This window comes from Cyanobium sp. Maggiore-St4-Cus (assembly GCF_024345615.1).
Taxonomy (GTDB): domain Bacteria; phylum Cyanobacteriota; class Cyanobacteriia; order PCC-6307; family Cyanobiaceae; genus Cyanobium_A; species Cyanobium_A usitatum.
Map to the genome: position 1 here is coordinate 43,543 of NZ_JAGQBL010000006.1, position 19,610 is coordinate 63,152.

21 protein-coding genes and 1 pseudogene are annotated in these 19,610 nt (G+C 63.7%); 13 read left to right on the forward strand and 9 right to left on the reverse strand.

The features are described 5' to 3' along the window. Positions 1-10: 10 nt before the first annotated feature. From KBY99_RS07085 to KBY99_RS07100, 4 genes and pseudogenes are all read right to left on the reverse strand, one after another. A complete protein-coding gene (locus KBY99_RS07085; protein ID WP_106502342.1) occupies positions 11-211 on the reverse strand; it encodes a phycobilisome linker polypeptide in 201 nt (66 codons plus the stop codon). Between the two features lie 33 nt (positions 212-244). Further along, the gene (gene apcB, locus KBY99_RS07090; protein ID WP_106502341.1) at positions 245-733 is read right to left on the reverse strand and encodes an allophycocyanin subunit beta; all 489 of its coding nucleotides are present in this window, start codon (positions 731-733) and stop codon (positions 245-247) included. 42 nt (positions 734-775) lie between these two features. Continuing rightward, complete coding sequence (locus KBY99_RS07095; RefSeq protein WP_106502340.1) at positions 776-1,261, reverse strand: allophycocyanin; 486 nt, start codon at positions 1,259-1,261, stop codon at positions 776-778. Positions 1,262-1,654: 393 nt separating this feature from the next. After that, positions 1,655-3,976 (reverse strand): annotated as a pseudogene (locus tag KBY99_RS07100) (phycobilisome rod-core linker polypeptide); the annotation flags it as partial. A gap of 198 nt (positions 3,977-4,174) precedes the next feature. On the opposite strand from KBY99_RS07100, the gene KBY99_RS07105 reads away from it, so the two are divergent. From KBY99_RS07105 to KBY99_RS07165, 13 genes are all read left to right on the forward strand, one after another. After that, complete coding sequence (locus tag KBY99_RS07105) at positions 4,175-5,347, forward strand: class I SAM-dependent methyltransferase (RefSeq protein ID WP_254998412.1); 1,173 nt, start codon at positions 4,175-4,177, stop codon at positions 5,345-5,347. Between the two features lie 59 nt (positions 5,348-5,406). Further along, complete coding sequence (locus tag KBY99_RS07110; RefSeq protein ID WP_254937413.1) at positions 5,407-5,889, forward strand: ATP synthase subunit I; 483 nt, start codon at positions 5,407-5,409, stop codon at positions 5,887-5,889. Positions 5,890-5,943: 54 nt separating this feature from the next. Beyond that, the gene (gene atpB / locus KBY99_RS07115; RefSeq protein WP_396093617.1) at positions 5,944-6,663 is read left to right on the forward strand and encodes a F0F1 ATP synthase subunit A; all 720 of its coding nucleotides are present in this window, start codon (positions 5,944-5,946) and stop codon (positions 6,661-6,663) included. Positions 6,664-6,822: 159 nt separating this feature from the next. After that, the gene (atpE, locus tag KBY99_RS07120; RefSeq protein ID WP_106502337.1) at positions 6,823-7,071 is read left to right on the forward strand and encodes an ATP synthase F0 subunit C; all 249 of its coding nucleotides are present in this window, start codon (positions 6,823-6,825) and stop codon (positions 7,069-7,071) included. Positions 7,072-7,170: 99 nt separating this feature from the next. After that, positions 7,171-7,641, forward strand: coding sequence for a F0F1 ATP synthase subunit B' (locus KBY99_RS07125; RefSeq protein WP_254937414.1), 471 nt, complete (start codon positions 7,171-7,173; stop codon positions 7,639-7,641). Next, positions 7,638-8,162, forward strand: coding sequence for a F0F1 ATP synthase subunit B (locus KBY99_RS07130; RefSeq protein ID WP_106502335.1), 525 nt, complete (start codon positions 7,638-7,640; stop codon positions 8,160-8,162). The genes KBY99_RS07125 and KBY99_RS07130 overlap by 4 nt, the downstream gene beginning before the upstream one ends. Beyond that, positions 8,162-8,710: an ATP synthase F1 subunit delta gene (gene atpH, locus KBY99_RS07135; RefSeq protein WP_254998237.1), complete on the forward strand. Its 549-nt coding sequence runs from the start codon at positions 8,162-8,164 to the stop codon at positions 8,708-8,710. The genes KBY99_RS07130 and atpH overlap by 1 nt, the downstream gene beginning before the upstream one ends. Positions 8,711-8,812: 102 nt before the next feature. Next, a complete protein-coding gene (atpA, locus tag KBY99_RS07140; RefSeq protein WP_254937417.1) occupies positions 8,813-10,330 on the forward strand; it encodes a F0F1 ATP synthase subunit alpha in 1,518 nt (505 codons plus the stop codon). 15 nt (positions 10,331-10,345) lie between these two features. Continuing rightward, entirely contained in the window at positions 10,346-11,299 is a 954-nt protein-coding gene (locus KBY99_RS07145) for a F0F1 ATP synthase subunit gamma (RefSeq protein WP_254998239.1), read from the forward strand. 14 nt (positions 11,300-11,313) lie between these two features. After that, positions 11,314-12,006: a TIGR02466 family protein gene (locus KBY99_RS07150; RefSeq protein WP_254998242.1), complete on the forward strand. Its 693-nt coding sequence runs from the start codon at positions 11,314-11,316 to the stop codon at positions 12,004-12,006. 31 nt (positions 12,007-12,037) lie between these two features. Beyond that, positions 12,038-12,400, forward strand: a complete 363-nt coding sequence (locus KBY99_RS07155; RefSeq protein WP_254998244.1) for a 2Fe-2S iron-sulfur cluster-binding protein — start codon at positions 12,038-12,040, stop codon at positions 12,398-12,400. Continuing rightward, positions 12,397-12,588, forward strand: a complete 192-nt coding sequence (locus KBY99_RS07160; RefSeq protein ID WP_254998247.1) for a hypothetical protein — start codon at positions 12,397-12,399, stop codon at positions 12,586-12,588. Before KBY99_RS07155 ends, KBY99_RS07160 begins: the two co-directional genes overlap by 4 nt. Next, on the forward strand, positions 12,585-13,748 hold the full coding sequence (locus KBY99_RS07165; protein ID WP_254998249.1) for a DUF3326 domain-containing protein: 1,164 nt from the start codon (positions 12,585-12,587) through the stop codon (positions 13,746-13,748). The genes KBY99_RS07160 and KBY99_RS07165 overlap by 4 nt, the downstream gene beginning before the upstream one ends. Here KBY99_RS07165 and ald read toward each other — a convergent pair. The 5 genes from ald to KBY99_RS07190 form a co-directional block, all read right to left on the reverse strand. Then, positions 13,660-14,772, reverse strand: a complete 1,113-nt coding sequence (gene ald, locus KBY99_RS07170) for an alanine dehydrogenase (RefSeq protein WP_254998413.1) — start codon at positions 14,770-14,772, stop codon at positions 13,660-13,662. The two genes, KBY99_RS07165 and ald, sit on opposite strands and share 89 nt — an antisense overlap. Positions 14,773-14,875: 103 nt before the next feature. Then, positions 14,876-16,597 carry an NAD+ synthase gene (locus tag KBY99_RS07175; RefSeq protein ID WP_254998250.1) on the reverse strand — a complete coding sequence of 574 codons (1,722 nt, stop codon included), beginning with the start codon at positions 16,595-16,597 and terminating at the stop codon, positions 14,876-14,878. After that, the gene (locus KBY99_RS07180; protein WP_254998251.1) at positions 16,597-17,223 is read right to left on the reverse strand and encodes a nicotinate-nucleotide adenylyltransferase; all 627 of its coding nucleotides are present in this window, start codon (positions 17,221-17,223) and stop codon (positions 16,597-16,599) included. The genes KBY99_RS07175 and KBY99_RS07180 overlap by 1 nt, the downstream gene beginning before the upstream one ends. After that, on the reverse strand, positions 17,220-18,557 hold the full coding sequence (locus tag KBY99_RS07185) for a GTP-binding protein (RefSeq protein ID WP_254998253.1): 1,338 nt from the start codon (positions 18,555-18,557) through the stop codon (positions 17,220-17,222). The genes KBY99_RS07180 and KBY99_RS07185 overlap by 4 nt, the downstream gene beginning before the upstream one ends. Continuing rightward, the gene (locus KBY99_RS07190) at positions 18,554-19,570 is read right to left on the reverse strand and encodes a CNNM domain-containing protein (protein WP_254998256.1); all 1,017 of its coding nucleotides are present in this window, start codon (positions 19,568-19,570) and stop codon (positions 18,554-18,556) included. Before KBY99_RS07190 ends, KBY99_RS07185 begins: the two co-directional genes overlap by 4 nt. Positions 19,571-19,610: the final 40 nt, after the last annotated feature.

The window sequence follows — 19,610 nt, forward strand, 5'->3', positions numbered from 1 at the left end:
TACTGAATAATCAGTTGCCGACGTTCTGTTGGCGACGCCCAGCGGCTAGTTCTACTTTGAGGATCTTGCCGCCCTGTTTCATGATCCGCTGCTGCTCAGCGAACCAGCTGTCGTAGGGCACCCATTTGGTGAAATAGGTGTTTTGAAGCTCACGCTGGGAGCGGCTCTTTTCCGGGCAAGGAATGCAAGCCGTGATCTTGAACAGACGCATGGAGATGATCCTCGGGTGTGCCGATGGCAGGGATCAGTTGCCCAGGCCGGAGCAGATGTAGTCGAAGTAGACGGCCATTTCACGACCGGCATCAGGACCCACCAGTGCAGCGGTGGTTTCCTTCATGGCCTGGATGGATTGCACGGTGGCACCAATGGGTACACCCAGGGAGTTATAGGTCTCCTTGAGACCATTCAGCACCCGCTCATCGAGGATGGAGGTGTCCCCAGCCAGCATGGCGTAGGTGGCGTAACGTAGGTAGTAGTCCAGATCGCGGATGCAGGCTGCATAGCGACGGGTGGTGTACATGTTGCCGCCCGGACGGGTGACATCCGAATACAGCAGCGACTTAGCTACGGCCTCTCTGATGATCGCCGAACCATTGGCGCTGATGGTGGCAGCGGCGCGGACGCGCAGTTCACCACTGGTGAAGTACTGCTCCAGGCGGCCCATGGCGGAGTCGTCCAGGTACAGGCCCTGAACGTCGGCCTGGTTAATGACGTTTGTGATCGCGTCTTGCATGAATCCAGCTGTGGTGGCGGGGAGTAGTAAAAGAACGCTGCCTCAGGAGAGGGCGCCAATGACGTAGTCGAAGTAGAAGCCGGCTTCTTCAGCGTCAGAGCCGGTGAGTAGGCCCATGGCGGCGTTCTTCATTTCCCGCACGGACTCAGCCATGGCATCGAGGGGAGTGCCGAGGGAGCGATACATCTCCTTGGCTCCGATGATGCCAACCTCTTCGATGGGGGTCACATCGCCGGCGATGATCCCGTAGGTCACCAAACGCAGGTAGTAGTCCATGTCGCGGAGACACGAAGCGGTCATCTCCTCGCCGTAGGCGTTGCCGCCGGGGGAAATCACGTCGGGACGCCGCTGGAACAGGGCGCCACCAGCGGTCTTGACGATGCGCTCGCGGCTTTCTCCGAGAACCTGGGCGACGCGGATACGACGTTGACCAGCGCCCACGAAGGACTTGATCTGGTCGAGTTCGCCAGGGCTGAGATAGCGGGCTTCCGCGTCCGCGTTGATGATCGAGTTGGAGACGATGCTCATGCAGTTCTGCCTCGAAACAAGCGGCCGCCTTGACGGAGACCGATATCCGGTGGGTAAGGGAAAGGATCGACTTGCGCCGATCGCCAAATCATTCTGCGGCAAAGCCCCTCGCTGCTCCCCTGGCGGTAACAGTTCTTCATGGCGTTTGTGGCTGAAAAACCCCTTGCGGCGCAATGGCTTTGGGCGATATTGTTAATAGCGGCTTGGCGCAGCAATTATTCATCATTTTGCTTCGCTAATTGCTCCACTTGTTTCGGCTTGCGGCTCAACTTTTGCGACAATTATTATCTTGATCATAAAAAAGCCCCCGATGTGTCTTCGGGGGGCTCGAAGTCGCTGAAGCAGCGCGCAGGGGTGGCATGCGGTTGAGGCGCCGCTGGACGTAGGGGCCTACTTCCAGCGGCGAGTTGGGGCAGGTGCTTGGCGGATGCTGCCCGGCCCTGCGATGAAGTTGTCTTCGGGCTGAGATGCCGTCATGGTTTCTCCCCCTACGGTCTGAGCTGTCCAGCTCCCCACGACAATCTGCCGGCGCCCCGATAGATTTCGATTGGTTATGTCCCCGGTAGTGCGTATGGTCTGCTCAACGGGCACGTTTGGACGTTTGGCCTGGGCAAATTCATTGGCATAGGCAGATGCATCGAAGGGGCGGTTGAGGCCGGGCACCTTACGCGCATTGCGATCAGTAGCGGTGACAAAACGCTCGTAGGGGACTGTGTCTTCGCCGTAGGTTTCGTTGTATTCGACGCTGTTCAGGATCCCGTCGACGACGCCGTAGAAGCCGGTGCGGGCAGCGGTATCGAAGTAGGCGTCAATTTCCCATCTCCCGAAGGTTGGCCGACCCAGCAGCCGGCGATGGATCACCTCGATGGCCTTGGTGATGTAAAGACCGCTCCAATAACGGCGGCGGAAGGCCTTGGAGCGGGCGACCTGGCGGATGAATTCCCGCAGGCTGATATCGCCGTTCTCGAGCTTGATTTCTTCAACCTTATTGCGCTCTCCGGCATAGCCAGCAGTGCCTAAAACTTGCACATAGACCGCATTAATAACGGCCTGGGTGCTGGCTTCAGTGCCACGGATGCTGGGTTGGCCGCCGCGGCGTGGCATGGAGCTGCCGCCGGTAGCAATCTGCTGGAGGCGTACAACCTTGGGCCCTACCCGGCGGGGCTTGGCCTTACGGAACTGGGCGCTGTCCATCTGGCCAGGCTGGGCCATGCCATTGCCGATCAGGATGCGGCGGCTGTCGTATCCGTAGGGCGCTGGCCGGGTGGCCACTGAGGCGGTGCCGGAAGGGAAAATCGCGCCGAAGTTGAGGGCCAGGGGATCGTTGCCGCCGCCGTAGACGTGCTGATCGGCGAAGGGTTGGCGATAGGAGGCGTAGAGGGTGACGTATTGGGGTGCGCCTTCAAAAGGAGCGCTGAAGCGGAATAGCTTGCGGTTTGATCCCCAGCCGGCACTCTCCTGGGCTTCTTCACCGAGATCCCGCAGGTAGGGCACGGTTTCCTCGCCGAACACCCGCGCGTACTCAAGGGTATTGATCAGGGAATCCACTAGGCCATTCAGGCCTTGGACGCTGACGATGTCGAAGTAGCGGGTGAATTCCTCACGGGAGCTGATGCCTCGACCGAGGAAGTGGCGGAAGGCCAGCTCGACCGCCCGGCTATTGGAGAAGCGGCCGAAAAACTGTTGGCGATATTCCTTGCTGTGGCCGAGGGAGCGGATGAATTCCCGCATGGAAAGCTGGCCCTGGCGCACCTGGCTGGCTTCAACCGGGCAGGGCGTCTGGCTGTATGCCTTGGCGATGTCCCGTTCAAAAACCTGGCGGTAGGCGGCCCGAATCACTTCGGCCTTTTGGGCACCACTTAGGCGCGGCCGCATGATGAAGCGCTGCTTGCCGTCTGCGGCTAGGGCATAGGTGGCAGGCAGTTGCAGGCCCTGACTTTCAGGGCTGCCGAGGCGCTGCCGGGTGCTTGGTGTGGCCACCTGCAGTTCGGCGAGCAGCACGTTGAAGTACTGGATCACCAGCTCGCGGGCCTGGGGATTGTCTTTGCAGAGGCCGGCGGCTGCGGCGCGCATTTCCTGCAGGGCCACATTGGTAGCCGCCAGGGAGCAGGCCTTCTCCAATATGTCGCGCAGGCCGCGGGTGTTCACGGCCAGGATGCTGGGGTCTCCTGCCACCAGGGCGTAGCCCACATAGCGGAGGAACCAGCCCATGTCGCGCAGCGACTTGCGCATCCGATCGGTGCCGTAACGGCCCACGGCAATCGGGCTGAAGCCAGTGGGCAGCACAACCCTTACATCGGCGTCGCCACCTGTGCTTTCGAGCAAGCGAGTGATCAGGTTGCCGCTGGAGTTGCCGGTGCCCTGGGCGAAGGTCTGCACCGAACGCTGGAAGGCGGCCTGGTCAGCGGCCAAGGGGGTGGCGTCGCTGGACCCACCGCTGACGACGCTCAAAGGAGCATCTAGGTAGGAGAGGGGCGTGCCGCCGGAGAAGATCCGGTTGGCCGCCTTGGCCACGATGAAATCAGCGTTTTCTGAGATGCGGCGTGCAGCTTCTAAGCGCTGCTGGCCACTCTGGAAAAACGCCACCAGGGTTTCAAGCTCGCCGCCGTCGGGGAAGCGATCCTGTTGCTCCGCCTGACGGACGCTGGAGAGCGGCAGGGTGTCGTAGCGCTGGGGTGAAACCCTGGTGCTGCCGCTGCTGGCGGTCACGGTCATTGACGAGAGCGAACCGGGCTGGGCCACGTTACGGCGGGCCCTCGGGGCCTTTGCCCAGCCATGAACAAATGTTTGCAGCTTCGCTGGCTTGCTGATGCCAATTGACCCGTTTTGACTCGTTCCAGTGGCCGCTGGACGTGAAAAGCTCAGCCGGTTGCCGCTGATCCGTCCTTGCCTGCCAGTGATGCCGCCACGCCCATGGTGAGCGCCTTTTACGACCGTTTCCCCTACCCGGGAGACCCCCTCCAAGACGGCCCACCCCCTGGATACAACTGGCGCTGGTGCGTCGATAGCGCCTGGGCTGCTGCTACCGGAGCCCTACCGCCGCGCTCCGACCAAGGTGAACGGCCTTGGCGGATTCTCGACGCCGGCTGCGGCACCGGCGTCAGCACCGATTACCTCTGCCACCTCAACCCCGGTTCCTCGGTGCTGGCGGTAGATATCAGCGCCGGAGCGCTTGAGGTGGCACGGGAGCGCACCCGACGTTCAGGGGCTGCAAAAGCAGTGCGGGAGTTGCGTATCGAACAGCGCAGCCTGCTGGATCTGGCGGGGGAGGGACCCTTCGACTACATCAATTCCGTTGGCGTTCTGCACCACCTGCGCGAGCCAGAGGCTGGTTTGCAGTCATTGGCTGGCTTGCTGCGGCCAGGCGGGCTACTGCATCTCTTTTTGTATGCGGATGGCGGCCGCTGGGAAATTCACCGCACCCAGCGGGCCTTGACACGGCTGGCCGTCGGTTCAGGAGCGGAGGGGCTAAGGCTGGGTCGCCAGCTGCTAGCTGAGTTGCCTGAGGGAAACCGACTGCGACAGCATCACGAGCGGCGCTGGATCGTCGACACGGCAGCCGATGCCAATTTTGCGGATATGTATCTGCACCCCCAAGAGACCAGCTACAACCTCGAACGTCTGCTGGCTTTTGTTGCCTCAGCCGGTTTGGAGTTTGCTGGGTTTTCCAATCCGGAGGTGTGGTCGCCCGCGCGCTTGCTTAGTGGTGAGCTGCTGGAGCGGGCCCAGGGCCTCAGTCAGCTTGAGCAGTGGAGCCTGGTGGAGGAGCTTGATCCCGATATCAGCCATTTCGAATTTTTTCTCAGCCATGGTGCGGTGAGGGCACCTGATTGGGGCGACGACGAAGTTCTGCTGGCAGCGCGGGGTGAAATCAACCGCTGCCTTTGGGGTTGGCCAGCCACCCGCTTGATGGGGCCAGACCTAATGCCCCTTGACGTCAGCGAGGAGGGGCTCAATTTGATGGCTGCCATTGAGAGCGCGCCGGGTGTGGCGATCGGGCAGCTTCCATCGGATTGGCCTGCAGCGCAGCGGCTTGCCGTGGCTCGCCAACTGTTGAAGCAGAGGGTTTTGCTGCCGGTGCTCTGAGGGGTCGGGGATCAGCACCGTGATAGATTCCGCGCGCCTTTTCAGGGATTTGAGCGCGCTTGTCGGTATCTCTCCCCTGCCCCCTACTTCCCGACCCTGAACCCACCGTTTCAACGGCAGTTCAGGCTGGTGAAGCGGTCGAGCAGTTGGATGATGCCACCGGTGCATCAACCCTGCCAGCGCTAACCGCCGATGTCAGCAATGGCATGGATGGTTATTTCCGGCTCCAACGCCGGCTTTTGCTAGCAACCTTGCTGCTTTCGGCAGTGGCGGTGGCAGGAACAGCCGTTTTTGGCTCCATCTCCACGGCTTCTAGCCTGTTGGTGGGTGCTTTAGCTGGCCTTCTTTACCTGTGGCTGCTCAGCCGCAGTGTCACCAAGCTGGGAGAAAATGCCCGGCGGGTTAGCAAGGTTCAGCTGCTGGTGCCGGTCGTCCTGGTGCTGATCGCAGCCCGGACCCCCCAACTTTCGATCCTGCCGGCTCTTTTGGGCTTTCTGCTCTACAAGCCGGCCGTGATCCTTCAGGCAGTCTTCGACACCTGACCCCGTTTCCGTTCCGTCGCCCTGGCGACCCCGAACTCCCCTTCGCTGGCTCCGATGCCTCTCCTTCTCCCCTTTGCTGAACTGGAGGTTGGTAAACACCTCTACTGGCAACTTGGCAACCTCAAGATTCACGGTCAGGTCTTCCTGAGCTCCTGGGTGGTTATCGGTGCCTTGCTTGCCCTTGTAGTGGTTGGCACCCGCAAGCTGGAGCGTGATCCCCGAGGCACCCAGAACCTGCTGGAGTTCCTCTGGGATTACATCCGCGATCTCTCCCGTGAACAGATTGGTGAGAAGGCTTACCGCGATTGGATGCCCTTCATCGGCACCCTGTTCCTGTTCATTTTTGTGAGCAACTGGGGCGGAGCTCTTGTGCCCTGGAAGCTGATCCACCTGCCTAGTGGCGAGCTTGGTGCACCAACGGCTGATATCAACACAACCATTGCTTTGGCTTTGTTGGTATCTCTTGCCTACTTCTATGCCGGCTTGAGCCGTAAGGGACTGAGGTACTTCGAGTACTACGTGGAGCCGACACCGATCATGCTTCCATTCAAGATCGTTGAAGATTTCACCAAGCCCCTTTCCCTTTCCTTCCGTCTTTTTGGCAACATCTTGGCGGATGAACTGGTGGTAGCAGTTCTGGCATTTTTGGTGCCATTGATTGTGCCCCTGCCTGCAATGTTCCTGGGTCTTTTCACCAGTGCTATTCAGGCTCTGATTTTTGCCACCCTCGCTGCCTACTACATCGGCGAGGCGGTGCACGAAGAGCACCACTAGAAGCTCTTCACCAGCAGCTCCGCTCCGGCGGTCTGCTAAATCTCCCTCGCGCAGGTCCGGCAGCATCCCGGGCCCATCCTTGAAAGGATGTCCTCAGCGCAGGGTTTTATTCCCGGTCCATAACGCGCCACAACCGCGACCCCAATCCCCCACTCCACCATGGATTCCATCACCTCCGCTGCGTCTGTTCTGGCCGCTGGTCTGGCTGTAGGCCTCGGTGCCATCGGCCCCGGCATCGGCCAGGGCACCGCAGCTGGCGGCGCCGTTGAAGGCATTGCACGTCAGCCTGAAGCCGAAGGCAAGATTCGCGGCACCTTGCTGCTCTCCCTGGCCTTCATGGAAGCGCTCACCATCTACGGCCTTGTGGTCGCCCTGGTGCTGTTGTTTGCCAACCCCTTCGCTGGTTGAGCGTTGTTGTGAGTGGAAGGAGGGCTGGGGCTTGTTGCTCCTGCCCTCCCAGGCTCACAAACCTCAATCCCGACCGATCGTTCCAGCGCCCTCGCCCAAATGACCAGCTGGCTTCTGCTCGCCGAAGCAGGTGTCCCTGAGGGAGGTCTTTTTGACCTCGATGCCACCCTGCCGCTGATGGCGGTTCAGGTTGTTCTCCTCACTTTCATTCTGAATTCGCTGTTCTTCCGCCCCGTAGGACGGGCCGTGGAGGAGCGTGAGAGCTTTATCTCCACTAGCCGCGCCGACGCCAAGCAGAAGCTGGCTCAAGCTGAGCGGCTGGAAGCCGATCTCAAGGAACAGCTCAAGGACGCGCGTCAGCAGTCCCAAAAGCTGATCCTCGAGGCCGAGCAGGAAATGGATCGTCTCTATCGCGATGCCCTTGCCGCGGCTACGGCCGATGCCAATGCTTCCCGGGAGCAGGCCCGCCGTGAGATTGATTCTCAGCGAGACCAGGCGATGGACCGGCTTAATAAGGACGCCGACAAGCTCGGCGATCTGATCGTGACCCGCTTGCTGGCTGCTTCATGACTTTCCTGCTCCCCTCCTTGCTAGCAAGTCACGGCGGATTTGGTTTCAACCTCAATCCGTTTGAGACCAACATCATCAATTTGGCGATTGTGATCGCCGGCCTTTGGAAGTTTTTGCCAGGTTTCCTTGGCAGCATCCTGGAGCGCCGTCGTGCAGCCATCCTCAACGATCTACAAGATGCTGAGCAGCGTCTTCTCGCAGCAACATCTTCGTTAGCTCAAGCCCAGCAGGATTTGTCGGCAGCACAACAAAAGGCTGAGCAGATTCGCGCTGATGGTTTGGCCCGGGCCCAATCTTTGCGCTTGGAGAGCGAAAAGCGCACGATCGATGAAATGGCTCGTCTCAAGCAGGGAGCCATGGCCGACTTGAATGCAGAAGCAGCTCGAGTCACCGACCAGTTGCGCCGCGAAGCCGCCAACCGGGCTATTGCCCAAGCACTTGCCACCCTCCCCGGCAAGCTCAATGCAGATGCCCAGGCCCGACTGATCGATCAGTCCATTTCAACCCTGGGTAAAGCCTGATGCCACTCCTCAACTCGATCGCAACCCCATACGCCGAGGCGTTGCTGCAGGTAGCTGAATCTCGTAAGGAGACTGATGCTGTTGCCGAACAGGCAAAATCCCTTCTTGCCGTATTGAATTCGAGCCCCGAGCTAAAAGCTGCTCTGGCGTCGCCCGTGCTTGAGCCGGAAGCCAAGAAGGCTGCTTTGGCAAAGCTTTTCGACGATCAGGTCACCCCTGCGGTGCAAAACCTGCTCAAGCTCTTGGCCGATCGCCAGCGCCTGCCCATGATGGAGGCTGTTTTGATGCGTTTCCTGGAGCTTTATCGGGAGCTGCGCAACATCACTTTGGCCAAGGTGACATCTGCTGCTGCCCTCAGTGAGGAGCAGCAGGCTGAGCTCAACCGCAAGGTTCAAGCGATTGCAGGCTCTAAATCGGTGGAGTTCGACCTAGTGGTTGACCCCTCCTTGATAGGAGGCTTCATCGTCAGCATGGGCTCCCAAGTCATTGACGCCAGCCTTTCTGGTCAGGTGCGCCGTCTCGGATTGGCGCTGGCCCAGGTGAGCTAGCTCCTCTGTCCGCCCAAGCTACCGGAACCTTCTTGCTCCGGTAGCCCTCTCCCCGCTTCCCCGTCTTCCCCTCCATCAGCCCCCCTGTGGGGACTTCCTCCCATGGTTTCCATCCGCCCCGACGAGATCAGCGCCATCCTCAAGCAGCAGATTGAGGACTACGACAAGTCGGTTTCGGTTAGCAACGTTGGCACCGTGCTGCAGATCGGCGATGGCATCGCCCGCGTGTATGGCCTGCAGCAGGTGATGGCCGGTGAACTGGTGCAGTTCGAGGACGGCACCGAAGGCATCGCTCTCAACCTCGAAGACGACAACGTCGGCGTGGTGTTGATGGGCGAAGGTCGCGGCATTCAGGAGGGCAGCACCGTCAAGGCAACCGGCAAGATCGCCGCCGTGCCCGTTGGCGACGCCATGCTTGGCCGGGTTGTGAATTCGCTGGGCCAGCCCATCGACGGCAAGGGTGACATCGCCACCACCGAAACCCGCCTAATCGAATCGATGGCGCCTGGCATCATCCAGCGCAAGTCGGTGCACGAGCCCATGCAAACGGGCATCACCGCCATCGACGCCATGATTCCGATCGGCCGGGGCCAGCGCGAGCTGATCATTGGCGACCGTCAGACTGGCAAAACAGCTATCGCAATCGATACGATCATCAACCAGAAGGGCGAAGACGTCGTCTGCGTTTATGTGGCCATTGGTCAGAAGGCCGCATCCGTAGCCAACGTGGTTGAAGTGCTGCGGGAGAAGGGAGCCCTCGACTACACCATCGTGGTTGCTGCGAGTGCTTCCGAGGCTGCAGCCCTTCAATACCTGGCTCCCTACACCGGCGCGGCGCTGGCCGAATCGTTCATGTACAAGGGCAAGGCCACCTTGGTGATTTACGACGACCTCACCAAGCAGGCCCAGGCCTATCGCCAGATGTCCCTGCTGCTGCGTCGCCCCCCTGGTCGTGAGGCTTACCCCGGCGACGTCTTCTACTGCCACAGCCGTTTGCTTGAGCGTGCCGCCAAGCTCAGCGATGCCATGGGCAAGGGCTCGATGACCGCACTGCCGATCATCGAAACTCAGGCCGGTGACGTATCCGCCTACATCCCCACCAACGTGATCTCGATCACCGATGGCCAGGTGTTCCTGAGCTCCGACCTGTTCAACTCCGGTCTACGCCCCGCCATCAACGTTGGTATTTCCGTGAGTCGGGTGGGCGGTGCCGCCCAGACCAAGGCGATCAAGAAGATTGCCGGCACCTTGAAGCTCGAGCTGGCTCAGTTCGATGAACTGGCCGCTTTCTCCCAGTTCGCCTCCGACCTCGATGCTGCAACACAGCAGCAGCTCGGCAGGGGTAAGCGCCTGCGCGAGATTCTCAAGCAGCCCCAGTTCAGCCCCCTAATTCTGGCGGAGCAAGTTGCTGTTGTTTATGCCGGTGTCAAGGGCCTGATCGACGAGGTTCCTGTCGAGTCTGTGGTGCAGTTCTGCCGCGAGCTGCGCGAATACCTCAAGAGCAACAAGGCCGAGTTCATCTCCAAGGTGCAGACCGAGAAGCAGCTCAGCGACGAAGCTGAAGCCATGCTCAAGGATGCCATCAACGAGGTGAAGTCGACCATGCTCGCCTCCGTTTGAGGAGGGGCATAACTAATGGCAAACCTCAAAGATATCCGCGACCGGATTGGTTCGGTCAAGAACACTCGCAAGATCACTGAGGCCATGCGCCTGGTGGCAGCCGCCAAGGTTCGCCGCGCTCAGGAGCAGGTGCTGCGCAGCCGTCCTTTTGCTGACCGGCTCGCCCGCGTGCTGGAAAATCTTCAGTCACGCATGCGCTTTGAAGATGCCGACGCTCCCCTGCTCGAGCAGCGCGAGGTTGGCACCATCACCCTGCTTGCCATTACCGGTGATCGGGGATTGTGCGGTGGCTACAACGCCAACATCATCAAGCGCACCGAACTGCGCACCGCTGAATTGGTTGGCCAGGGCTACAAGGTGGATCTGGTATTGATTGGTCGTAAGGCGATCACCTACTTCCAGAATCGCGCTAATCAGTACACGATTCGCGCCACCTTTACCGGTCTTGACCAGGTGCCCAAGGCCAGTGAAGCGATGGGTATCGCCAACGAAGTGCTGGCGGAATTTCTCTCCGGCAGCACCGATCGTGTCGAGATCATCTTCACCAAGTTCATCAACCTGGTGAGCTCCAAGCCCGTGATTCAGACCCTGCTGCCCCTCGATCCCCAGGGCATTGCTATCCCTGAAGACGAGATCTTCCGCCTCACTACCCGGGACGGACGGCTGGGAGTTGAAGTGGGTACGGCTGCCAACTTGCAGCCCAAGCTGCCCTCCGACATCGTGTTTGATCAGAGCCCAGATCAGCTGCTCAATGCCCTGCTGCCCCTTTATCTGGAAAACCAGCTTCTGCGTTCTCTGCAGGAGTCAGCAGCTTCGGAGTTGGCCAGTCGGATGACGGCAATGAACAACGCCAGCGATAACGCCAAGGCTCTCGCTAAGAGCCTCACGCTCGACTACAACAAGGCCCGCCAGGCCGCCATTACCCAGGAAATTCTGGAAGTGGTCGGCGGTTCTGCCGGTATGTCCTGAGTCTGGGGGCCGGTTTGCAGATCGAGCCTCTGTTCCCGGTGGCTCTTGGCAGGGTGCAGCTATCGCCTGACCCCCTTGATACGGCGCTGCAACTTCAGGCCCTGCACGAGCTGCGGGGCCAAGCCAGCTCCAACCCCGATCCTGGTTGTGCCTGGACCGGTGACCTTAATGGTGTTTGGCAGTTGCAGCGTCAGCCGGCCTTTGCGCCACTGATTGCTGGCTTGACAGGCCATGCAGAAGCTTTTCTGCAGCAATTGGGTTTCGATCTCAGCCGAGTGGCCTTGCACATGCAGCGCTGCTGGCCCGTGCTCAGCGAGGAGGGGCAGGTGGTAGGCCGCCACCACCACCCCAACGCTCACCTCAGCGCCATTTATTACCTCAATGGTGATGGCAGCGGTCGCAGCGGCTGTCTGCGCCTTTGGCCGCAGCGGCAGTTGAATGAGCTGGTGCCTGGGATGGCAGTTGGCCATGAAGGTCCGTTAGCTGCATCGCCTTGGAGCGCACCTTGGCTGGATGTGGCTCCCCAGGCAGGTCTGCTGCTGCTGTTTCCCAGTTGTCTGGATCACGCGGTGCTTCCCAACGAGGATCCGGATGATTTGCGCTGCTCCCTCAGCATTGATTTCTCCCTAACAGCCCCCGTGGCTAGGGATGGGTCCTCGCCACCGGAATATCTGGCGCCCCACCCCAGCCAGTGGCAGGAGGTTTGATCGCCGCGGCTGGTGCGGGTGGGCTGGAACAATGGCCTCTAGCTGCCCACTCCGGCACCCTCCTGTGACCGAAACCCAGACCTTCACAATCACCGCCGAGTTTCAAGGCACCCAACACACTTTTTCCTGCCGCAGCGACCAAACCGTGCTGTCTGCAGCTGAGGCCGCTGGGGTCCCCTTGCCCAGTTCATGCTGTTCGGGGGTCTGCACCACTTGCGCGGCTCTGATCAGTGAGGGCAGCGTGCACCAGCCCGATGCCATGGGGGTCAAGGCGGACCTGCAACTAAAGGGCTACGCCCTCCTCTGCGTTTCCGTTCCCCTGGCTGATCTCAAGCTCCAAGCGGGGATGGAGGATGCCCTCTACGAAGCCCAGTTCGGTAAATATCAGAAATGAGTGCTGCGGCGGTGCGCCTGCAGCCCATAACTCTGGAGTTCCGCCGTGCTCCAGGGCCGTTGTTGGCCCAGATCGAGGCCGCGTTGGCTCCGCATGGCCAACCGCTGCGCTGGGCGATCACCGCGGTGGAGCCTGGCCTGGCTGGATCTTGGCCATTGCTGACGCTTGAAGCGGTGGTGCTGGCATGACGGCGAGCCGGCCTCTGCCTACCTTGCTGGTGATTCCCACCGGGATTGGATGTGAGCTGGGTGGTTATGCGGGTGATGGCCTGCCTGCCGCCCGCTTGCTGGCGGCCGCCAGTGGCTGCCTGATAACCCATCCCAACGTGATGAATGGGGCCTCGTTGTACTGGAGCGATTCCCGCATCCACTACGTGGAGGGCTCGGCTCTCGACCGCTTCGCTGCCGCTGGGATCGGCCTGCGGCCGGTGCGCCGGCAGCGGCTGGGGCTGTTGCTCGATGCCGGTATCGAGGCGGAGCTGCGCTGGCGTCATCTGCAGGTTGCCGAGGGCTGCCGGGCCAGCCTGGGTTTGGAGATCGGGCCGGTGGTCACCACCGATGCCCCCCTGGAGGTGAGCCTGTGTCTGGGGGGCAGTGGTGCCAGCTGGGGGCAACTAGGCCGCCCCGAGCTGCTGCTGCGCGCTGGCCACATGCTCAAGGCTGCCGGGGCTACGGCTATTGCGGTGGTAACTCGCTTCCCCGAGGACAACTCCAGCGAGGCCCTAGCGGCCTACCGCCAGGGGTCTGGTGTGGATGCCCTGGCCGGTGCCGAGGCGGTGATCAGCCATCTGCTCAGCCGCGAGCTGGGCTTGCCATGCGCCCATGCGCCGGCCCTCAGTCCCCTGCCGCTCGATCCTGGTCTCGACCCCCGGGCGGCGGGGGAGGAATTGGGCTACACCTTTTTGGCCTGCGTGCTGGTGGGACTGAGCCGGGCGCCCGATCTGCTGCCGCTGGCGCCAGGGGGACCCGGCTCAGGAGCCTTGCCCGCAGCCGGGGCTGATCTGCTCCGCATCGAAGACGTGGGGGCTGTGGTGGCCCCGGCAGGAGCCCTGGGGGGGGCGGCGGTGCTGGCCTGTGCTGAGCGCGGCATCCCAGTGATCGCAGTTCACAACCCCTGCGTACTCAACGTGTCGGCGGCGGCCCTGGGCTTGGAGGTGCTCGCGGCGGAGAGCTATGCGGCGGCGGCTGGGTTGCTAGTCGCCCTGCGCGAGGGAATCAGCCCCTCGGCTCTGGTGCGCCCTTTGCAGCGGTTGAACACGATCAGCGCAGACAGGCCATCGGGTGGCGGGGCGTCACATCCAGGGCCCGGGCAACGCCGGGATGGCACACCGCCCCATGCACCGTGTTGAGACCGGAGAGTAGTTCGGGCCGGTCGGTGACGGCTTCGACCAGGCCCCGCCCCGCCATTACGAGGATGTAGGGGAGGGTGACACTCACCAGCGCTTCGGTGGAGGTGAAGGGCACGGCCCCTGGCATGTTGCCGACGGCATAGTGCTGCACGCCGTGGAGCGTGTGCACCGGATCGGTGTGCGTGGTCTCCCGGCTGGTGGCAATGCAGCCCCCCTGGTCGATCGCCACATCCACCACCACGGAGCCGGGTTGCATTTGCTGCACCAGCGCCTCCGCCACCAGGGTGGGGGCCCGGCCACCGGCGGTGAGCACGGCACCAATAAGCAGATCGGCACCCGGCACTAGGCGCTCGATCAGGCTGCTGTTGCTCACCAGGCTCACCAGTCGACCGCGGCGGTGGGCCTCGAGGCTGCGCAGCCGCTCGGGCGAGCGATCCAGCAGGAATACCTCCGCATCCATGGCGGCGGCGATCCGGGCCGCATTCCAGCCCACACTGCCTGCACCCAGCACCACCACCCGCGCCGGCCGCACCCCGGTGCAGCCCCCCATCAGGATGCCGCGACCGCCGTGGGGGCGCTCCAGCAGATGGGCTCCCACCTGGGCTGCCAGCCGACCGGCGATTTCGCTCATCGGCGCCAGCAGGGGCAGGCTGCCGTCTTCGAGCTGCACGGTTTCGTAGGCCACGGCAGTGGTGCCCGCTTCCAGCAGGGCCCGGCCCACCTCCGGGTAGGCGGCCAGGTGCAGGTAGGTGAACAGCACCAGATCGGAGCGCAGAAAGCCGAACTCCTCGGGCTGGGGCTCCTTGACCTTCACCACCAAATGGGCGCCCCAGGCTTCTGCGGCGCTCACCAGCCGGGCCCCGGCGGCGGCGAAGGCGGCATCGCTGAAGCCAGCCCCTAAACCTGCTCCCGCCTGGATGCGCACCTCCATGCCCTGGTTCACCAGATCGGCCACCCCGTCAGGGGTGAGGGCCACGCGCTGTTCATCGCGCTTGATCTCTGCGGGCACGCCGATGCTTGCCATCGGGGCCGTCAGGCTGGCGCCGCTGGAGCTGGGGGGTGCCATGGATGTGCTGCTGTTTGTGGTTCCAGATTGGCTGCGGCTGGCGATCGGCGCCATGCAGGATTTAGCGGGCGGCGATCGGCATGCGCCAGCCGCTGCCGAAGGCCCGGTCGCCGATCTTGAGCAGGGGCGGTGCCTGGCGCCGCTTGAACTCGGCCCGGCGCAGCAGCTGCATCACCCGTTCGGCCAGCTCCGCTGGGGTGCCGCTGGCGATCAGTTGCTCCGGACTGGCCAACTCCTCGATGTAGCCCTTCAAGATCGGGTCGAGCACGGCGTAGTCGGGCAGGGAATCGCTATCGAGCTGGTCGGGGCGCAGCTCGGCGCTGGGGGGTTTGTCGCGGATCGCCCGCCCCACCAGCTCGCCTTCGCCTGGCAGCCCCAGCTCACGCCGGCAGGGGCCGGCGGCGGTCGAATCGAGCCAGGCGCAGAGCTCGAACACGCTGGTTTTGTAGAGGTCACCGATCACGGCCAGGCCGCCGTTCATGTCGCCGTAGAGGGTGCAATAACCGACGGCCAGCTCGCTTTTGTTGCCGGTGGAGAGCAGCAGCTGGCCCTGCTGGTTGGCCACAGCCATCAGCAGGGTGCCGCGGATGCGCGACTGCAGGTTTTCGGCGCTCAGACCGCTGGGTGGGCCGGCCAGCATCGGTGTTAGGGCGGTGTCGAAGCTGGCCATCAGCGCCGCGATCTCCGCGGTGCAGCAGCCCAGGCCCAGGCGCCCAGCTAGGGCCTGGGCATCGCGTAGGGAGCCATCCGAGCTCCAGGGGGAGGGCATCATCAGTGCCTGCACCCGCTCACCCCCCAGGGCAGCGGCGGCGATCACGGCCACCAGGGCTGAATCGATGCCACCACTTAGGCCGAGTAGGACGCTGCTGAAGCCGCATTTGCGGGCGTAGTCGGCCACGCCCAGCACCAGGGCCCGAAATAACTGCTCGTTTTCAGTAGGCAAAGGTGCCACTGGCAAAGATGCTGCTGGCCCCGCGCCGTTGACTTCCCAGCAGCTCACCTGCTCCTTGCAACTGGCCAGCTGGCTCACCACTCCGCTGCCGGCACATACTCCGCCGCTGGCATCCACCACGAAGCTGGCGCCGTCGAACACCAGCTCGTCGTTGCCGCCCACCTGATTGACGTAGACCACCGGGCAAGCGAGCCGGCTGGCGGCGCGGCGGGCCAGGCTCTGACGCAGGGCCACTTTGGCCTGGCCAAACGGTGATGCCGAGAGGTTGAGCAGCAGGTCGATGCGGCTTGAGAGCAGCTCGGCTACGGGATCGGCACCAGCCAGGCGGTGGCCCTGCAGCTCCTCCTCAACCCAGAGGTCTTCGCAGATCGTTAGCCCCAGGCGCCAGGTCCGGCCGCCCCGCTCAAGCTCCAGCACGCTGGGCCCCGTGGCGGCGCAGAAGTAGCGCTGCTCGTCGAAGACGTCGTAGGTGGGTAGCAGCCGCTTGCGGGCCACCACGCGCCAGCCGCTGGCTTCCACCAGGGCCACCGCGTTGAACAGGTTGGGCAACGGCGCGGCGCCTGATGGTTCGGCCATGCCCACCAGCACGGCCAGCTGGGGCAGCTCTTGGGCCAGGGACGCAGCCAGCTGGTTGAGCACGGCGCCTTGCTTAGCGATCAGGCTGGGGCGCAGCAGCAGGTCGCGCGGTGGGTAGCCCCAAAGGGACAGCTCGGGGGTGAGCACCAGATCAGCCCCCTGGGCGGCGGCCTGACGGCTGGCCGCCAGAATCAGCTCGCCATTGCCCGCCAGGTCGCCAACTAGCGGATTTAGTTGGGCCAGGGCGAGGCGCATCAGGGGCGTTTGAGGGGCTGGCTGAGGTTCGGATCGCCCGCTAGGCCGTAGAGATTGTGCTTGAGCAGTAGCGGCAACAGGGCCGCAGGTAGCTGGGCGGGGTCGGGGGTTTGGCGCAGCGCCGAGCTGGCGGTGGCGGGAACCTGCAGGGGCAGGATCACCACCCGGCCCCCCAGCTGGGTGAGCTGCTCCAGTTGTTTGGACTGCAGGGGCCAGCCGGCCCGGGGGGCGATTGCCAGCACGCAGGCCTTCAGGACGGCTTCGGCCTTTTTCCAGCTGGGGATCTGGGCAGCCAGATCACTGCCCACCACAAACACCAGCTCGCTACCAGGCCATTGGGCCGCTGCCTGCTCCAGGGTGGTGATTGCCCAGGGGCTGCTGAGCTCCTGCCGGTGGCTCAGCCTCGGATCGCCGATGGCTACTACCAGCTCGCCCAGCAGAGTGGACCGTTGCTCCAGGGGGGCGCCGTGGAGTTTTTTGGGGTTGTCGCTTGCCCAGGTGGCGACCTGGGGATAGAGCTGCACTAGACCCTCCAGCAGGGCCTGGTGGCCGCGGGTCGGCGGGTCGGCGCTGGTGCCAAACAGGGCTACCGGCCCCTCTGCGGCTTTGACGACCCCGTTGCTCATGGCAGCAGGGCCTGCAGGTTGGCGGCCGGCTCGCTTCGCTCGCCTAGCCAGAGGCGCACCTGGGGATCGCTGATAGCCAGGCGTCGCAGCAGGGCTCCAGGTTGGCCGCCCCGCTGGGCGCTCCGCAGCAGTTCGGCGGCGGCGAGCCGGCCGGTGAGCCTGGTGGTGTGCACGGCCAGGGCTGCCTGGGCCAGGGCTACCGGGGCGGCTGGAGCGAGGCTGAGGCCGCCGGTGAGCGGCGCCGCCAGCAGCAGCAGTTGGCGTAGGGCGCCCAGGGCTAGCTGGATGCCGATCTGGGCGCCGCCCAGCAGGGCGTTGTGGCCGGAGAGCCGCCGCAGCAGCTGGCGGGCGCCGGCGCCGTGCATTGGCAGGCCGTAGAGCTGGCAGAGCTGCAGCACCAGGGCGGTGTCGCAGGCCAGGCCGCCGGCCAGATCCAGCAGCACCAGGGGGTTGGCGGCCACGCCGGTGGCCTTGAGGGCGGCGAAGCGGCCGATCAGGCTCTGGGCGGCCTGGCGGCTGGTCCCCAGGCGCCAGCGTTGCAGGGACTGGTGAAAGCGCTCCGCGCTGCCCAGGGCATTAAGGGCGAGCAACAGGCAGCCGTGTTGCTCAAGCAGCTGCAGCAGCGACTGCCGCAGCGGCTCCACCTGCGGAGCTTGAACAACGCTGCGCACCCGGCCATCGGCCAGTAGCTGGGGTTGGCGTGGCGCGGCGGCCACCGGGATCAGCTCCAGGTGCCGGGCCGCTGCCGGCAGCCGCCGCTTGATGCTGGCTATCAGCTCGGCCTGCTCGGCCTCGCTCCAGCAGTCGCAGCGGTTGAGCACCAGCAGTACCGGCTTGCCGCTGGCCAGCAGTGGCGCCAGGGCGTCGTGCTCGACGCTGGTGAGGTCGCCGTCGAGCACCAGCAGCACCAGATCTGAGCCGAGGGCTACTCGGGCCGCCAGTCGGGCCCTGGCGGCTGCTGCGATCTCATCGATGCCAGGGGTGTCCACCAGCTCCACCCGGCTGAGCCCCGCCATCGGTTGCGCCCAGGCCTGGGCCTGCTGGTGGCGGGTGCAGCCGTGGGCCACGTCGGTGGCGAAAGCCGCCTCCCCCAGCAAGGCGTTGAGCAGGCTCGACTTGCCCACCCCCACACGGCCGAACACGGCCACCCGCAGACTGCGCTGCTGCAGGCGCCCTAGCTGGCGATCTAGGGCCAGCAGCTGGCCGGCCAGCTGGCTTTGCTCGCGGCCGCTGAGCTGGAGCTGGCGGCGCCACTGGTCGAGCAGGGATTGGCAGCGCTCCGGGATGGCGGGCGCCTGATGGGGGAACGGTTTGGCGCAGGGTTCGGGCCTCATGGCCGCATCCCTTCGCCCGCCGGTTGGGGACGGCGCCACCAGCCGGCCAGCACCGCCAGCACCGCTTCAGCGCCAATCACGCCCACGAAGCCGCCGAATTCGTCCACAACGACGCGAACGCCGCTGCTGTTGCGGCGGAAGCCCGTGAGCAGCCGGTCGGCCCGGATCATTTCCGGCACGTAATCGACCGGCTCGCTTAGGGAGGCGGCAGTGCGATTGCCTTCGCCTTGGAGCAGGGCTGCCAAAAGTCGCTCCCGGCCGGCCACGCCCAGCACCTCATCCACCTCTTCGCCGAGCACCACCCACCATTCGGCGTTGTTCGCCAGTAGATCTTCGCGCAACTGCTCCAGGCTGGTCGCCCCATCGAGGGTGGGAGCGGCCACCCGTGGTGTCATCAGATCGCGGGCGGTGAGATCGTTTAGCTGGAACACCTTGGCGATCATGGCCGCCTCATCGGCCTCGATTTGGCCCTTCTGGGAGCCCAGCCGAGCCAGCAGACGAATCTCTTCTTCGTCGGTGCTGATCTCGTTTTCGGCGGTGATCGCCGGCAGCAGCCGCTCCAGCAGCAGCACTAGGGGCAACATCAGGCCGGCCACGATCGCCAGGGCAGGGGCGCTGGCCAGGGCCACCGGCAGGGCCAGGCGGCTGCCGAGGGCCTTGGGCAGGATTTCCCCCAGCAGGATCACCAGCACGGTGAGCCCTACGGAAAACAGGGGCAGGGCGACCCCCTCGATGCCCTGCCGTTTGAAAACGATGGCGGCGTAGCCACCCAGCATCAAGCTGCCAAAAATGTTGAAGCCGTTATTGGCGATCACCAGCACCGACAGGGTGCGTCCCAGGCGCTGGCGCAGCTGCTCGAGGCGCCGCGCTCCGCGCACGGGCTTGCTGCGGGCGGCAAGTTCGTGCACCCGCACCGGGTTCACGGTGAGCAGAGCTGCCTCAACTCCAGAGCACAGGGCCGAACCTGCGATCACCAGCACCACCAGCAGCGCCAGGATGAGCAGGTCGTTCATTCCGCCATTTCGCCACTCGCCATCTACCTATTAAATCGGC

Bases quoted from the DNA above. Each gene is read 5' to 3' on its own strand.
- KBY99_RS07085 (WP_106502342.1), bottom strand. From the start codon at position 211: ATGCGTCTGTTCAAGATCACGGCTTGCATTCCTTGCCCGGAAAAGAGC.
- apcB (WP_106502341.1), bottom strand. From the start codon at position 733: ATGCAAGACGCGATCACAAACGTCATTAACCAGGCCGACGTTCAGGGC.
- KBY99_RS07095 (WP_106502340.1), bottom strand. From the start codon at position 1,261: ATGAGCATCGTCTCCAACTCGATCATCAACGCGGACGCGGAAGCCCGC.
- KBY99_RS07105 (WP_254998412.1), top strand. From the start codon at position 4,175: ATGGTGAGCGCCTTTTACGACCGTTTCCCCTACCCGGGAGACCCCCTC.
- atpB (WP_396093617.1), top strand. From the start codon at position 5,944: ATGCCTCTCCTTCTCCCCTTTGCTGAACTGGAGGTTGGTAAACACCTC.
- atpE (WP_106502337.1), top strand. From the start codon at position 6,823: ATGGATTCCATCACCTCCGCTGCGTCTGTTCTGGCCGCTGGTCTGGCT.
- KBY99_RS07125 (WP_254937414.1), top strand. From the start codon at position 7,171: ATGACCAGCTGGCTTCTGCTCGCCGAAGCAGGTGTCCCTGAGGGAGGT.
- KBY99_RS07130 (WP_106502335.1), top strand. From the start codon at position 7,638: ATGACTTTCCTGCTCCCCTCCTTGCTAGCAAGTCACGGCGGATTTGGT.
- atpH (WP_254998237.1), top strand. From the start codon at position 8,162: ATGCCACTCCTCAACTCGATCGCAACCCCATACGCCGAGGCGTTGCTG.
- atpA (WP_254937417.1), top strand. From the start codon at position 8,813: ATGGTTTCCATCCGCCCCGACGAGATCAGCGCCATCCTCAAGCAGCAG.
- KBY99_RS07145 (WP_254998239.1), top strand. From the start codon at position 10,346: ATGGCAAACCTCAAAGATATCCGCGACCGGATTGGTTCGGTCAAGAAC.
- KBY99_RS07155 (WP_254998244.1), top strand. From the start codon at position 12,038: ATGGCCTCTAGCTGCCCACTCCGGCACCCTCCTGTGACCGAAACCCAG.
- KBY99_RS07160 (WP_254998247.1), top strand. From the start codon at position 12,397: ATGAGTGCTGCGGCGGTGCGCCTGCAGCCCATAACTCTGGAGTTCCGC.
- KBY99_RS07165 (WP_254998249.1), top strand. From the start codon at position 12,585: ATGACGGCGAGCCGGCCTCTGCCTACCTTGCTGGTGATTCCCACCGGG.
- ald (WP_254998413.1), bottom strand. From the start codon at position 14,772: ATGGCAAGCATCGGCGTGCCCGCAGAGATCAAGCGCGATGAACAGCGC.
- KBY99_RS07175 (WP_254998250.1), bottom strand. From the start codon at position 16,597: ATGCGCCTCGCCCTGGCCCAACTAAATCCGCTAGTTGGCGACCTGGCG.
- KBY99_RS07180 (WP_254998251.1), bottom strand. From the start codon at position 17,223: ATGAGCAACGGGGTCGTCAAAGCCGCAGAGGGGCCGGTAGCCCTGTTT.
- KBY99_RS07185 (WP_254998253.1), bottom strand. From the start codon at position 18,557: ATGAGGCCCGAACCCTGCGCCAAACCGTTCCCCCATCAGGCGCCCGCC.
- KBY99_RS07190 (WP_254998256.1), bottom strand. From the start codon at position 19,570: ATGAACGACCTGCTCATCCTGGCGCTGCTGGTGGTGCTGGTGATCGCA.